We start from the raw sequence: 15,652 nt of genomic DNA, 5'->3' as shown, positions 1-15,652 counted from the left end.
GATCCGTACGTGAATCTCTCGACTCATACGGCTCCTATCGCTCAGCCGTTTTTATACAAGACACTCCAATGGACAAAAATATTCGGCTGATGTTCAGCAATTTTCCTCAACCATCTGGTTGCCTTCCGTTGACGCCCCCTGAGTTTCTTATATTTACAGGTTGCCCAACGCACCAAGCGCCAGTTTATATGATCGAGAATCCCAAGCATTGCAGAAGGATTGAATCGCCCGTAGTAATTAATCCAGCCTCGAATTATCGAATTACATTCTCGAGCCAAATCTTCAAGCGTGTCCCCTGGCCGTAACTGCCAGTTCCAACTACGTACTTTCTGCCTGATTGCTTTTGCCGCCTTGTTGCTTATCGCTGGCGTGAAGCTTACAAAGAATTTTCCCCTGCGAGTCCTTGATAATCTGGAACGAAATGTATATCCCAAAAAATCAAATTTCATAACAGGATATTCTCCTTTACGATCCCCATCTTTGCAATAAACTATTTTTGTCTTTTCAGGGTGAAGCTCCAATCCACAATTACCAAACCGTTCCTCCAAATCAGCCTTCAATTGGTTGGCTTGAGATTCAGTTCGGCAGTGACAAACAGCATCATCGGCATAACGCTCAAAGGGAACATGAGAGTACTTCCGCTGCATCCAATTATCGAACACATAATGCAAAAATAAGTTTGCCAACAAAGGACTAGCCACTCCTCCTTGCGGAGTTCCTTTTTCAGGGTAAACAAGTGATCCGTCCAACATTGCAACTGGGGCTTTAAGCCACCGTTCAACATACAGAAGTATCCAGCGACAGTCGGTATGCTTTACTAATGCTCTCATCAGGAGTTCATGACTAATATTGTCGAAAAATCCTTTGACATCGAGATCTAATACCCAATTATATCGCCAGCATCTTTTGCGTGCTTGCCCCACTGCATCCAATGCAGACTTGTTCGGCCTATAACCATACGAGTCTGGGTGAAAGTGAGGTTCCAGTAGCGGTTCAAGATACTGTTTCACAACCATTTGGGCAACACGATCTGCCACAGTCGGTATACCAAGGGGCCTCATTCGACCATCCCCTTTTGGTATCTCTACACGCTTAACTGGTGGAGGAAAATAACTGCCGGAAGACATCCGATTCCATATTTTGAAGAGGTTATTGGAAATATCTTCTTCAAAATTACCTATGGATTGATTATCTATCCCAGCACCTCCACGGTTCGCTTTTACGCATTTGTACGCTTCCCAAACTTGACGTTTTGAGATATTAAACGACTTTACTTTTTCCAACAGAATCCTTCCCTTTTCGGGTTGTTCTTATGTTAAAAGTTGAACGACGCAACCCCTTTGCTCCAGCCCCATTACAGTGCCTTCATCACTACTACGAGTTGCTCCGCCCCTGTGCTCCGCATTGGTACTCTCATCCTTGTGGGGCTTCCACTTGGATTTCTCCCTTAACATCGGAACGACAGGTTCCCACGTTCCATAAGAAAGCCTAAGATAAGTTCATGCCGCCTTTATGCCGGATATCACCCAAGCAGTAACCAGATTCCCCTTGGACTCCTCATGGAACAGATCTGCAACCCCATTTTTGATATCACCATACACGCTTTCGACACGTCTTCAGCGGTTCGCTTGCGCTCATCTCCATATCTCATACCTGACAGGATCTTGTCCTGCCTTTTCCGTGACGCTCACCACCTTGACTCTTTATCAACGCAGCTCACGGCGGTTTGGCGACTACTTCTGGAAGTCGTCGCCGGAGGGCCTACCTCCATCTTTCTTACAGTTGCGAACAAAACCTACTTGCTCTCGTGGCACACCAGATCCCTACGTGAAGATTTCCCTCATACGGTGCCTCGACTCAGATCCTTTTACCGAATCATTGACCCTGCAGGCGACGCCCCGTATACTAATAAAAAGGACATTGTTTTTACCTCGGCCTTTTAAGAGCTAATGCCGAGTTGAGCGGTTGTCCGCATATCACTCTAAATATGGATAATTAACCGCATATCTTTAAAAGATGGGCATATGTGACTAAAAAATTAAATATCTAATCCCATATCAACATGTTTAAAGCCTGTAAAGTCATTTCAACAATTCAACTTTGGTGAAAATATAATTTATTCAGAAACTATCCACCAAAATAACCTTTATTGGAGATATCAGTTAAAACTGAAAAATTCTGCCGATATCCTTTATCATCAAACTGATCGGTCAATTTTCAAATTCTTTCCGGTGAAGTATATTTTTGGTATCCATAAAAATTTTGCTTCTTGAATACTCCACCTTAGTTTCTTATCTCTTATATTCGTGTTTTTTTGGCAAAAGAATTATGCAAATGGCTCATAAGCCTTTGACAATTCAGGGATTATAACCATTGTTTTAACTTTCATCCCCATGGTAATTACTTGGCTTCCAAAACGAGTCAAATAGTATTTATAAGTGTGGGCAACTTTTTTGATCATACCGTGTGTATGCAATCTTTTTAAGGTTCTTGATACTTGACTGCTGGAGTAGTTTTTAAGCTTACTACGGAGATTTTTATTCTGGAAGCCACTGATTGTAAACTCACCGGACATTATTGTTTGCAATACGTTCATGTCATCTTCGTTGAAAAAGTTAAACCCCTTGAATGGCCGGTTGTTTTGAACAACGGTCTCTGAGATTTTTTTAAGTTTTTTTATACCAACACTCGGATCAACTATATCTGAAATGAATTTTAAAAAACGTTTGTTTGCATTCAATAATATGCCGGTTAAAGGCCCCAAACTGTATAGTCCTTTTTTCATACCTGTAAGTTTCATGGAGCTTGTTCCATCTCGATGTTCTACCTTTCGGTAGTGCCTAAAAAAAGAGACATCATTGGTCGTTGTTTCTATCCTGAGAATGATACCGTGTTTATCATACATTTTTATTGAGGTGGACCCCATTCTAAATTTGATGCATGTCCCCTCTATCCTTGTAGAAAAATTATTGCCCATTTCATCCTGATATTGTGGATCGAGTTTTCGGCCAAGAAAAGTAGCGATGTTTTCAGGTTTGACTGAATGAATAGCAGTACGGGTTAAATTTTCATAAATTAGTTTCAAATCTTCTTGACGTTTGAAAATAATATCGGTCGCATATTCAACCTGCATGATGCTCCAATGATAACCCATAGGAAAATGTTTGATAACCGGACAATAACGGTTTGCAAGTTCATTTAGCTTTTCATGTATTTGAACAATATTTAGAGCATCGCTGATTTCTTGAGCAGCTTCAAAGGATTCAGTTTTCATGATTGCATTGTCCCTTATTACACTTTGAATGCCTTTTCGTTTCATAGCAGCATCAAGGACATTATGGCCATTAAAATAAATTTGTAATCGAAACGGACACCATGTAGGAACCCTGACATAACAAAGGCCCAAATTCTCATCAATAAAATAAAAATAATAATGCAAACATTTCCCCAAAATTGATTTCAGATATGTTTTGCCAGTTTTTTTATTGTGCCAAGGTTTGTAGGAAGGACATGCTTCCATGGCCGAAATAATATGAACAAGACCGGAATGATCACCTCTTTTTTTGATGATATCTTTTATTATTTTTTCTTTCCGAATTTTTCTCTTTGGAAGAAATTGAATCTGGATTTCATTATTTAAAGCAACTTTTTCAGCATTATTTCGGAGTTCTTCTTTGAAAGGTTCGGCAAATTTTGGGTAATCAAAAATTCTAACTTTATTTGAATAAAGATAACTGGTCATGCCTTTTGCGTAACAGATTCCGGGAACAGTACCTTGAATAATGACACGATCGTAACAATGTAAAACACCAGATATTTGTTTGGAGTATCTTTCTGTAAAAAGCATACTTGACCTCCTTTGGATTAGGCACGGTTTCCAGTGGAGGTTTGATTGCCTTGTAAAGAGCGTATTTTTGATCATTTTTTACAAACTCTTGCCGAATGGAATGATAGAACAGCAACTGTTTGAGGGAGCGAAGCGAGAGAGTTTTGCTGTTCAAATGAAATGAGGGTAGAGTTTGTTAAAATGATCAAATCAACGATTGCAAGGTGATCAGACCGGAACGGGTCTTGACCAAATTCTTCTTATTGGATATTCATTATACATTCGCTTATTATTAAATGAAACCTTTTTGGTTCTGGCTTGTCCAGGTTAGGATACTAATCCTTGACCGCAGAAATACTTCGATATGATAAAAAAAGTGGCTTAACCTCGGTATCAATTTTCTGAGGTAGGGCCCTTCATCTTTTGCGGCATCACCTTTGGATTAAAGATTTGACCTTGTAATATTTTGCCCAGGCAGGTAAATGTTATTCTTTGCCAAACCATATTGTGATTAAGGGAATAAACATTGAACAAACTTGAACTGATTCAGGAACTTAAAGAGAAAGGTCACTTGACCAGAGATGAAGCCTCCAAGGTTATTGAAATATTTTTTGGAGAAATGGCCAAAGCCTTTCTTAATGGTGAAAGAGTTGAAATTAGGGGGCTGTGTTCCTTCTTTATTAAAGATTACGAGCCCTATACCGGAAGGAACCCCAAAACAGGGGAAAAGGTTCAGATCCCTGCCAAGAAATTACCCTTTTTTAAGTGCGGTAAAGAACTGAAGGAACGGGTTGATTATCCGGCAAATTGATATTTGTAGGCCATTAAGTCCCTCGTAAATAAAGCATGTAGAAGATATGCCATTACAAATAAGGTGATTTCTGAGACCATCCATTCAGATAATTCTGAGGCAGAAGTTGTAAAACAGATCAATTAGAAAAGTGGTATTACATTAAAAGGATGAATCCCCAAAAGAATAACTATGGAAACCCAGGATTATTATCAAATATTAAATGTTTCAAAAGATGCCGATATGACGCAGATAAAAAAAGCGTATCGGGATCTGGCAGTTAAATATCATCCGGATAGAAATATGGATGATCCTGCTGCCCTTGATACGATGAAACAGATAAATGAGGCTTATGCTGTATTGTCTGATTCAAAGAAAAGGCAGGATTACGATTCTTTGCGGAATCAATATGGTTCTGCTGATGCATATACGCAGTTTCGGCAAAGTTATTCTGACCAGGATATTTTTAAAGGAACAGATATTCAAAAAGTGTTTGATGAGCTGGCTCAGTCTTTTGGGTTCAGAAATTTTGGCGATATTGTTCAACAATTTGATGGTGCTGGAAGTAAAAAATTTGAGTTCAAAGGATCTAATTTTTCTATGAAAGGCGGATTCTTTTTTGGAACCATGAATTTTGGCAAATCTCCATCAAAGAGTTCGCTGCCCGGAAAAATGGGTTGGGTTGCCCAAAAATTGCTGCAGAATCTATCAAGGTCCAAAATACCGCTTCATGGGAAAGATCTCCATGATACTATTAAAGTTAATAAGGATTTGGCGGAAAAAGGTGGGCCTTATGCGTATTACCACACATGGAAATCAAAGAAGTTGGTGATAACTATCCCATCCAATACCCGTAATGGGCAACAGATTCGTTTGAAAGGTATGGGGGCAAGAGATCAGGGGGGAGGGAGGCCAGGAGACCTGTATCTAAAAATAGAAACGAATGCATCTATAGTGAGTAAAATTAAAAAATTTCTGCCATTTTGAGACAGCGATTACCAGAATCGAAAAACAATAAAGATAGGAGTATTCCCTTATTATGGAGTATCCAGAAGGGGAGATCAATCAGACTGTTATGCCCCAAATCCACCGCCTATTTTTTTGTGCACCATGCCATCGGCAATTCGGGGAGATTTTTTTTAGGGGCGTTGGTTATTTTGATGAGCGAGTATTTTTTGAAGGTCCCTCTGCCTGATGTCACCAAGTTTTAGGCGCAGCTATCCCTTGGACGAACCATAAAAATATAATTTCTAACATGTTTTTTTCATCTGCCCTTATCCTGGTGGAGCCCAAGCTCCATTGAGTTTTGCTATTCTTCTGCGTGCCTCAACAAAAAGGTCATATGCCGGATGGCCTTGAGATAAACGCAGAATCAAACGGCGTGAATGGGTAATCACTCTGCCCGGTATATTGATGACGGAGTACCTGATGGCTTTCATTCGTTTAACTGCCATAATGGGAGCCAAGGCCAAGTTTTTCATCATTGCGTTCAAATTCAAGGAGATTATCATCATCCACCACCAGGCGGCATTTACACCGAAATCAGAAGATGGAAATTTTCCTCCGGCTAAATCATCTTTCATTACGGCATGGATCTCTTCACTTTTTCCACATCGCTCATGAAGCCAGTGAATTATGGTTTCTCCTTTCATGTCGGTGTATTTGATGTTGGTCACGACCCCGAAAACCTTGTACTTTTTTTCTTGCATTTCCATTGTAGGGAAAGGAAACTCTAACTGTTTGGGTCCTTCTATGCCCGGCAAAGGCGGTTGCTCCTCAAGGCGTTGCCGTTTGGCAATATACCGGTATGTAGGCGTATCTTTACTATGGCATAATTCATTGGGAACAAAGCACACTTCTGCCCATTCACTGCCGGTTTTTATTTTGACCCCCTTTTCGTTTTTATGAATCGGTCTCCATTCAAGATCCGGAACTTGAACCACAGCTGTTTTGAATGCTGTAGTTACATTACATCCGATTGCGAATTCTATCCTGCCGAAGCGTTCGTTTTCACCTATTTCACAGTACTTTAATAATTCATGCTGATATCCAGCCGTGTCTGATCTGAGTTTTACCTTTTTTACATTTTCCGGGAGGCAGGCCAAAGCTTCCTTGAATATTTTGAGTTGTTCATACCCGGCAGGTACATTGCCATCACGAAATTCCGTGTGCAGAATAATGCCTTGTTCATGCCACCAAACATTCAACGGCTGATAGGATTTAAATCCTTTATAACAATAGCGAGCAGCCTTTTTCATGGTCTCGGCCAGAGTCGCATCCATATCAAGGGTCGCTGTTGTTTGAGGCTTTGCCTTGTTCAACCCAGCACACATATCTTTATTGATTTCCCGAAGCCCTTTCAGATGTTCATTGTGTCTGGGGATAAACGCTTTAACATCTGAAGACAAACGAAGTTCCTCCTGTTTTGCATCATGAAATTTGGATAAATATCTGAAGACCGCAGAGGGTGACGGCACCGAGCGTTTTTTCTCTTTGCGCCACCGTCTTTCCAAAGCCCTCCGCACTTTACGTTTCAGCCCGTGTATTTCTGTTTTGTCCAGTATTGCGCAAAATCCTTGATCAGCTTCCAGAATTTTTAAATCATCAACACAATCACCGCCAGCCAAATTCAGCAATACTATCGCCAGCACAACCTGAGTGTCTGTCCAGCCTTGAGAGCCTGTTCTTATCTTTAAGTGCTTTTGAATGGATTTAGACAAGCCAATCACTTCAGCCAAGTCGAGATACAGTGGTAACCCCGCCAGGGCTGTCATCCCGCTATTTGATTTTTCTTCTTCGTACTTGAATGGTAATACGCCTTGTGTCATACTCTGTTTCACCCCGTTGATGATAGGTTTTTGGTCGCACAAACACTCTATCGGCTTGATCCATCAAGCGCAACGGGGTTTTTCTTTTTTTAGGCGGTGGATTGGGGTATGCCTCCCAGTGAATTCCATTTAATTTTTAATAAGAATACAGAGAAACCGCTGTCAATAAAATTTTAAAGATTAAAGAAAAAGGCAAGGAGAAATCTCCCCTTAAAAGATTATGTCACGTAACCATCAGAATTCATAATTGAATTGGTATTCTAAACTATTTCAGGCTCCGAATACTCCAGTTTCGGATACTTATTGTTGAGTATGAATATTCAGGGAAAGGCGTTCAATTGATCTACCAGTCAATACCAAATTGCTATCAGAGAGGCATGGGAATTACAACAAATTCTTTCCAAATAAGCCCGATAAATTCACTGATGGGCATTGCCATCCATTCACGGGAAACCACTTTAAAACAAAGCGTAAATACGCTTGGGTATAAAGCTGTAAAGGCTGGAGGATAGTTTCTAATTCTTTATTTAATCGAAAGAACCTGATAATTTTTGAATTCTATCGGAGATATTCCGAACAGTTATTTTTCTATTATCTATCCACCATTTGGCATCTGTTTTTTCCTGCCACTCCTGTAAAAACAAATCAAATGCCAGATCTGATGTTTCTTTCTTTTTATCATCATCATTAAATACAAGACTTTTTTTCAAAAAATTTACTTTGTTGATCAGGTCAGCCCTGATTTTTTCTGCCCAGGAAACTGTTTTTGGGGTCCCAATGAGTGTAGGAAAGCCTATTTTGGCATGAGATTTTGCCAATTTGGATGCCTGTTTTTCGAAATACTCAGTTTTGCACGTTTCGCAATACCAGTCTTTTTTGTCCACAAGCCATAAATTTTTCTCATGGCTTTCTAATAGTTGAGTTGTGAATTTTTTATAACAAGCCTTACACCTGACTTCATAATCGTAAATTTCTTTTGTCATTACAATTAGGCCCCAAATTTTTAGTATTTATTTTTAAAGGGTTGGCCTCTTGATACAAACGATTTACACTACATGAGAATTAAGAATTTGTAAAATAAAACACCAAGTTGCTGTTATATGGCTTAATACCAACAATTCCCAATCCCTGAATTCTCTTTAATTTTCTTTAAGTCCCAGAAATACGGGTACCAGGCCATCAAGTATCAGGTAAAATCTATCCGATTTCATTTTTGCCGCTTCAAGTTTTCTGCATATGGAAACTTTAAAATCTAAAGGAAATAGAAAACATTTGAATAATTTTGATCAGTGCCGAATTCGTTCTATTTTAGTATACTGGGGCCTACAGGTTGGTACTGAATATATTCCACACTCGGAAAGGTATTCAATGTAATCAGCATAGAGTCATTGTCACAAATTGCTATTCGAGCATTCTGACCGGTAGTAATAGATAATCGCTGGGTCAAATTCGCTGTCCATCAAAAAAATTAAATCTGGACAGAATTATAGTTTAATTTGAAACAAGACCAGGTCACAAATCTCAACTCCAAGGGAATTCAGAAACTTGACATGATAATTCCCAAAAAAATATTGCTCTTTGAAAAAGTGATCAATAAATGAAGCTGAGTTTTGGTCAAAATCAAATATCTGTAAATTAGCTCAAGTTGGATATACTGTAAATAAAATTTTCTTATGCCGCTCTGCGCCACTCATATCGATGATGAAGGCCACCAACACGGGGCAAAGTAATCACCTTTCCAGTTTCAGGTTTTTCCTGGACAGGCCTTCCTGATGGTGAATTTTTATCCAGGCCAAGATGCGTGCGATCCTCATGATAATATTTGAAATATTCGGAAAGCTCACACTTCAAATGATCTTCATTCAAAACAATCAGATGGTTAACACAATCATTCCTGATACTCCCGATTACTCGCTCGCAATAATGATTCTGCCATGGACTTTTTGCTGCAATTTTTATTTCTTCTATTCCCATACCTCGAACTCGATTTTGAAAAACCTTGCCATAAATTCCGTCACGGTCTCTTAATAGATATTTCGGTGCTGAATCCCATGGGCATGCTTCAACAATCTGTTGTGCGGTCCATTCGGCGGTTGGTACAGTGAAGGAATCTATAGCAAAGGTATTATGCATATGGTTTTCTAAAAATGTTCGCCATGTTTGGGAGGGAGGCTTTCCTGTCCTGAACGCTTCAAATAATTTGAGACCGTTGTTTCATCAATTTCAATACCCAGAGTCAACAACTCTCCATGAATGCGCGGTGCACCCCATGTTGGATTTTCGTTGGCCATTGTCTTAATAAGGTTTCTGATTTCAATTGATATTTTAGGTCTTCCGTGTCCTCTTTTTCGAAATTTCCGGGTCCAGAAAATTTTGAACCCTTTACGATGCCAGCCGATTACGGTTTCAGGTTTTACAATGATAACGGCATTTTTCCAATACCGTTATAAAAAAAACCAAAATAATCGATCTCGTAATCGGATTTTAGGTCGTTTATTGGAATGATGGTATATGGATAACGGTTGGCGCAGTGCAAGGTTTTCCATAGCAAGGGCAGAGTGATTTTTAAAAAGCGAAACAACGATTGAAAACAACAACTTTAGCAAAATTTCAGATTTCTCCGTTCAGTAACATCTTTATTTTGATATTCAGTGTATGTAATTCCCTGAAAATCCATTTAAATATCAGAATAAAGATTTAATCTTTGATAATAAATTTATCTATAATTACAGGCATTACCTAATTTTTCGGAGGGACAGGGCACAATCTCCCATCAGGGTTTTTTCCTTCATCACCAGAGTGCCTGGGGAAAAAAGGATACTCACCGCAAGGATACCACCTATCCGGGAAGAAAAAATTTTCAAGCAAGCGCTTATATTCATGTTTTTTCTTCTTTTTTGTATCTGGATATCTTATTCTTCCGTTTTTTCCCAGGAGCTGTCAGGATTGAAAAGCTTAATGTTCTGAGCCTCTTTCTCGGTATCCATGCCTAGGTCCTTCTCATAAACCACCCCAAGCTGATTCACCATAAAGGTCATGATACCTGAAGATTCGTACCTGGCAGGAAAGGCCAAAAGTGCAAAACCGCCACTCATTCTTCCCTTTACCATGTAGTCGTTAGCGCCTTCCGGTGCATTCTTTCCTTGACCCTTTAAAATTTTATAATAATACCCGTGATAAGGAACGGGGGTATCGTCTGGCTTGCCACGATAACCTTCTTCCAGGGCTGAGGCGACCAAGAGACCCATGGGGCTCTTTTCTTCACCCTTTTTTACATCCCAGTATAAACCGTTTTTCATCCCCTTGTCGCTTCTAAATTTTTCGGCATATTGAAAAAGACCGTCTGTGTCATGGTCCGTGCGTATGTATTCCTGCTGGGCATCCACATAGGTCAGGCAGCCTTGAATGGCATCCAATTCATTCCGCCCGATCCTTCGTGCCAGGATTTCATCACTGCCTTCTATGCTGTCAAAAAACCAGGCCCCATCCTTTTCCACGATGGGGATGGGAAAGGGCCAATCATCATTCCCAATAATGAGAATCGCCCTGTCGGCGGTCTGCTTCAGCTCGTTTTTCTCACCATACAATTTGAGAAAAGTTGCACGGCCGGACTGATCCGCTACCGGGTCGCCGGAGGTTATGAGATCCCGGCTGTCGGGACCGAAGATCGCTTCCAGGGCACTTATATCCTTTGAATTCAACGCTTTGAGCAAAACTCTTACCGCCTCATCAGGAGAGTCAAATCTAAGTTGATTCATCTCTTCTGCCAGGGATAAATTTGACGTCATCAACGTAATAAACATGACGATCATGAAAATCACCATGGAGGGTTCAACCCTAAATTTTTTTTTTGCCTTATTGATCTGTCGCATCATAATTTTTTTCCTTTTTGAAATCGGCTGAATGGTTCCAGGTCGTTTATCATCAGCGTCTGCCACCACGGCTGCCACCACGGCTACCACCACCGGCTCTGCCTGATGACATGCTTTTATGTCCCCGGTTGCTGGAATTTCTTGTCTGGTTTCCTTTATTATAACCACCGAAGGCGTTTGAGTTTTGTCGCTGGGTGCTTTTCCCGCTAGAAATTCCACTGCTATTTTTCCGCTGTTGTGTGTTACCACGGTCCATGGAACCGGCACTCGAGCGATCTTTAGAGCCCGGGCTGCTGTTTGTCGAGCGGTCTTTAAACTGACCAGTATCTCCTTTTGACGGACGTGTCGATGGCGAAGTCCCTTTGGATGGACGATTTGAAACATTATTTTTATTATAATTCCGATTGGCATTATTTTTGTTCACTGTATTAGAACGATTTCTGGACTTATTATAGTTATTAAAATTATTTGTGTTATGAACCGTTACTTTGTTGCCACCACCGCCATGAGGACCACCATGAGGACGACCATGAGGACCACCATGATAACCGCGATGGTGATGATAATTGTTATGGCGATAAATACCAACCGCCATTACAGTAAACGCTGCAAAATAGGGTGGATAATAGGCGTAATGATAGGGAGGATAATAGGGTACATACACAGGAGAATACACATATTGCACGATTGGTAATGTTTCAACCACGACAACAGTAGTTGATGCCGGAACACTCACCGTAACAGGATCGTCACCGGTATATGCGGGATTAGCTGTAATGGCAGGAGTTGCAGCCGTTTTAGGTTCAACAACATAATCTTTACCATACAAATCTTCATCACCGACAATCTGCAATGTAACTTTCTCATCTTTGTCTTTATCTATTAGAATAACGGCTACATCTTGTATCTCCTTTTCACTGATATCAGCCTGAAGTATAACTGAAAAAGACGTATCGTTCTGTTTAGTAACCACTTTGATAAAGTCAACTTTGTTATCCAGATTTAAATCCAGATTATTGATTCCGGTTTTTTCTTGGTTTAATGATTTTTCAAAGGCTTCAATGGTTTTTGATTTTTGAAAAAGATCTAATACGGCATAAAGGTCCAGGTTATCTCCGGGCAAGCCTAATAATGGCGTATCATCCGTTGTTTGAGAAAATGCAGGTAGACTGAAAAGGCTAATCGCCAGTATTATAAATAATAAAAAACTGTTTTTCATGATGTTATGATAAATCATATAAATGAATCCTCAAACATAATTTACAAAAATAAAATGGTTGGTAACCGACAAAATATTTTAATCGTCAAGCTGACGGTTAAGTGAGAGTACGTACTTAAATCAATATTTTGTTATTGGGCATCTTACCCATCATACAATACTTGACATCATATCCAATTTACAAAACTTATATTAATAACTACGTTTCGCTATGATTTTTGTCAATCTAAAAAACCGTATGCATTCATGGAGGGGGGGGAATGCATAATAAATTTTGCCTGGGCTGAGTCTTTAAAATATCAGTACACGTCGTTAATTTCCAGTCGAAACCTCGTATAGATACCATATGATCGCTTTTTGAGTATCTATGAAAGCTTAAACCTACTTACTATTTCCTTTAATTTTTCTGCCAGCTTTGAAAGTTCTTCTGCACTCATGTTCACCTTATTGCTGCTGGAAGAAATTTCCTCTGCCTCTTGATTCACGGCAGCGATATCACGTGCAATTTCTCTGGCAACTGCTGAGCTTTGGGCTACGTTTTCTGTTACTTCCTGGATGCCTTGGGATGCTTGTGAAACGTTTATTGAAACCTCTTTGGTCGTTGCAGCCTGCTCCTCCACTGCTGTCGCAATGGTTGCCACTATATCATTAATATCTCTTATAACTTCAGAAATATCTTTAATTTCATGTACAATTTTTTCTGTTGATTCTTGGGTGTGGGTGATTTTTTCTTTGATCTCTTGGGCAGCGGCAGCCGTCTGTTTGGCCAAATCTTTAATTTCATTAGCCACAACAGCAAATCCTTTACCGGCCTCGCCTGCTCTGGCGGCTTCAATGGTGGCATTCAGCGCTAAAAGGTTTACCTGCTCAGAGATATCGTTGATGGTTTCAACGACTTTACTAATTTCCTTTGCGGAATTTCCTAACTCTTCAACATTTTCTGACGCCTGTTGGGCCTGAAGTACTGCCTTGTCTGTTATTCCGTAAACAATTGGGGAAAAAAATTTTCCCATGCGTTTGACACCTCCCCCCGGGGGGTATGTTATAATTCATATAATATAGTGAATTATAACTGACGCTGATCCGAGACAAAGACCAGTGTCCTTGTTCATGCTATGCCGTGGCCACCTTTGCCGCATCCTGCCGATTCAAAAGCTTTGTCGCCATGTCCCGCAGCTTATATTTCTGGATTTTGCCCGATGCTGTGCTGGGATAATCGTCAACAAAAAAGAAAAATGCCGGGATCTTGTGAAAAGCGATTTTATCCCGGCAAAAAGCGGTAAACTCTTCGGGTTCAGCCGTCTCCCCGATTCTCAGCTGGATGTAGGCGGCAGCTTCCTCCCCGTATTTAAGGCTGGGAATCCCCACGACTTGGACATCAAGAACCTTGGGATGGGTGTAGATAAATTCTTCTATCTCTCTTGGGTAAATATTTTCCCCGCCCCGGATAATCATGTCTTTGATGCGGCCTGTGATCTTGCAATACCCGTTTTCATCCATCTGCGCCAGGTCTCCTGTATGCAGCCAGTTCCCGTCATCAATTGCCCGGGCGGTTTCTTCAGGCAGTTTGTAATACCCTTTCATGACATGGTAGCCACGGGTACACAGTTCCCCCTGAACACCGGGGCCGACTTGTTTCTCCGATACAGGATCCACTATTTTAACCTCGACATTGGACAGGGCGCGGCCCACCGTGCTGACCCTCAGATCAAGGGAATCATCCGGTCTTGTCTGTGTGATGCCCGGAGATGCCTCTGTCTGGCCGTACACGATGGTCATTTCCCTGGCACCCATTCGGTCCACTACTTTTTTCATCACCTCAATGGGGCAAGGAGAACCTGCCATGATGCCGGTGCGAAGGCTGGAAGTATCGTAGGTTTTTTTATCCATTTCTTCAAGCTCGGCAATAAACATGGTGGGAACACCATGAAGTGCTGTGCAACGGTTTGCCTCCACAATTTTGAGCACCATGTCGGGTTTGAACTGGATCACCGGGGACATGGTGGCTGCTGACACCACACAGGTCAGTGTACCCAGGACACAGCCGAAACAATGAAAAAAAGGAACAGGAATGCACAGGTTGTCCCGAAAACTAAGGTTCATGCGTTCACCAAGGCTTTTGGCATTACCGATGATATTGGTATGGGTCAGCATCACCCCCTTGGGAAATCCAGTGGTACCTGATGTGTACTGCATGTTGATGACATCATCGGGAGACAGGTATTCCTGGCGAATCTGCAATTGATCATTTGAAACGGATTTGCCCATTTCAAGGATCTCTTCCCATCCATACATGCCCTTGAGCCTGTCCGCTTCCGGACCGATATACACCACATTTTTGAGCAGGGGAAGACGGACGCAATTGAGTTGCCCGGGTTCACAATGATCCAGCTCCGGACAGACATCCCGGATCACCTTGAGATATTCGTCATGGGTCCGTACGCCGCCGATAAGCACCAGGGTGGAGGCATCGGACTGGGACATCAGGTATTCGAGTTCAAAACTTTTGTAACTGGTGTTGACCGTGACCAATACCGCCCCCATTTTACCGGTGCCGTATTGTGAATACAGCCATTGGGGAACATTGTTTGCCCATATGGCCACCTTGTCCCCTCGTTCAACGCCCAGGGCCATGAACGCTTTGGCCACATCATTGCATACCCCTTTGAACTGGCCCCAGGTGTGATCGATGGCGTATTCGTAATATTCAACGGCTTTGTTTTTGTTAAATTGATCTGCCACAAGGTCCACCAGCTGTCCAATGGTGGTTTGGCCTATTTGAAATTCAGGTCTTAGCATAGGTGCCTCCATATTTCTGATAGAGCTTTAGATTATATAAGAATACTTTATATAACAATCGGTGAGAAACCTAAATTTTATGTAGGTAGCTGCACCTACTTTCCCTGATCCTGGGGGGGGGGTATGCGTCAAACGCAAATTATAATTTCCACGGGATTCAAAGACTGGTATAAGAGATGCCATGGACACCTTTGGATTTACCCAAAAAAAGTTTGTCATGTTGTCCACCTTTTTTCTCACAGTGTTCGTAGATCTGCACGGGAAAAGAACTAAATAACCGGCATATATCTGTTGACTTTTAATATTTCGGCATTGATT

At 41.1% G+C, this 15,652-nt stretch carries 11 protein-coding genes; 2 read left to right on the top strand and 9 right to left on the bottom strand.

All coding sequences use genetic code 11. The annotated features are described in order from the left end of the window. Positions 1 to 41: 41 nt before the first annotated feature. Both ltrA and ACZ45G_RS02340 read right to left on the bottom strand, forming a co-directional pair. Positions 42 to 1,283, bottom strand: coding sequence for a group II intron reverse transcriptase/maturase (gene ltrA, locus ACZ45G_RS02345; RefSeq protein WP_464172888.1), 1,242 nt, complete (start codon positions 1,281 to 1,283; stop codon positions 42 to 44). Between the two features lie 1,043 nt (positions 1,284 to 2,326). After that, positions 2,327 to 3,847: a MarR family transcriptional regulator gene (locus ACZ45G_RS02340; protein ID WP_464175045.1), complete on the bottom strand. Its 1,521-nt coding sequence runs from the start codon at positions 3,845 to 3,847 to the stop codon at positions 2,327 to 2,329. Between the two features lie 505 nt (positions 3,848 to 4,352). On the opposite strand from ACZ45G_RS02340, the gene ACZ45G_RS02335 reads away from it, so the two are divergent. Then, positions 4,353 to 4,637, top strand: coding sequence for an HU family DNA-binding protein (locus ACZ45G_RS02335; RefSeq protein ID WP_464175044.1), 285 nt, complete (start codon positions 4,353 to 4,355; stop codon positions 4,635 to 4,637). Positions 4,638 to 4,808: 171 nt separating this feature from the next. Continuing rightward, positions 4,809 to 5,603 carry a DnaJ domain-containing protein gene (locus ACZ45G_RS02330; RefSeq protein WP_464175043.1) on the top strand — a complete coding sequence of 265 codons (795 nt, stop codon included), beginning with the start codon at positions 4,809 to 4,811 and terminating at the stop codon, positions 5,601 to 5,603. 287 nt (positions 5,604 to 5,890) lie between these two features. Here ACZ45G_RS02330 and ACZ45G_RS02325 read toward each other — a convergent pair whose 3' ends face one another. From ACZ45G_RS02325 to ACZ45G_RS02295, 7 genes are all read right to left on the bottom strand, one after another. Continuing rightward, positions 5,891 to 7,444, bottom strand: a complete 1,554-nt coding sequence (locus ACZ45G_RS02325) for an IS1380 family transposase (RefSeq protein WP_464172902.1) — start codon at positions 7,442 to 7,444, stop codon at positions 5,891 to 5,893. Positions 7,445 to 7,971: 527 nt separating this feature from the next. Continuing rightward, entirely contained in the window at positions 7,972 to 8,427 is a 456-nt protein-coding gene (locus ACZ45G_RS02320) for a hypothetical protein (RefSeq protein WP_464175042.1), read from the bottom strand. A 688-nt stretch (positions 8,428 to 9,115) separates the two neighbouring features. Then, positions 9,116 to 9,577: an integrase core domain-containing protein gene (locus ACZ45G_RS02315; protein ID WP_464175040.1), complete on the bottom strand. Its 462-nt coding sequence runs from the start codon at positions 9,575 to 9,577 to the stop codon at positions 9,116 to 9,118. A 779-nt stretch (positions 9,578 to 10,356) separates the two neighbouring features. Further along, positions 10,357 to 11,409 carry a DUF2950 domain-containing protein gene (locus tag ACZ45G_RS02310; protein WP_464175039.1) on the bottom strand — a complete coding sequence of 351 codons (1,053 nt, stop codon included), beginning with the start codon at positions 11,407 to 11,409 and terminating at the stop codon, positions 10,357 to 10,359. Then, complete coding sequence (locus ACZ45G_RS02305) at positions 11,369 to 12,553, bottom strand: hypothetical protein (RefSeq protein WP_464175038.1); 1,185 nt, start codon at positions 12,551 to 12,553, stop codon at positions 11,369 to 11,371. The genes ACZ45G_RS02310 and ACZ45G_RS02305 overlap by 41 nt, the downstream gene beginning before the upstream one ends. A 347-nt stretch (positions 12,554 to 12,900) precedes the next feature. Further along, positions 12,901 to 13,548, bottom strand: coding sequence for a methyl-accepting chemotaxis protein (locus tag ACZ45G_RS02300; RefSeq protein WP_464175037.1), 648 nt, complete (start codon positions 13,546 to 13,548; stop codon positions 12,901 to 12,903). Between the two features lie 100 nt (positions 13,549 to 13,648). Continuing rightward, a complete protein-coding gene (locus ACZ45G_RS02295; protein WP_464175036.1) occupies positions 13,649 to 15,334 on the bottom strand; it encodes an AMP-binding protein in 1,686 nt (561 codons plus the stop codon). Positions 15,335 to 15,652: the final 318 nt, after the last annotated feature.

The sequence above is a fragment of the Desulfoconvexum algidum genome, assembly GCF_055382125.1.
The sequence above is the reverse complement of the archived record's forward strand: the minus strand, read 5'-3'. Positions and strand labels throughout refer to the sequence as shown.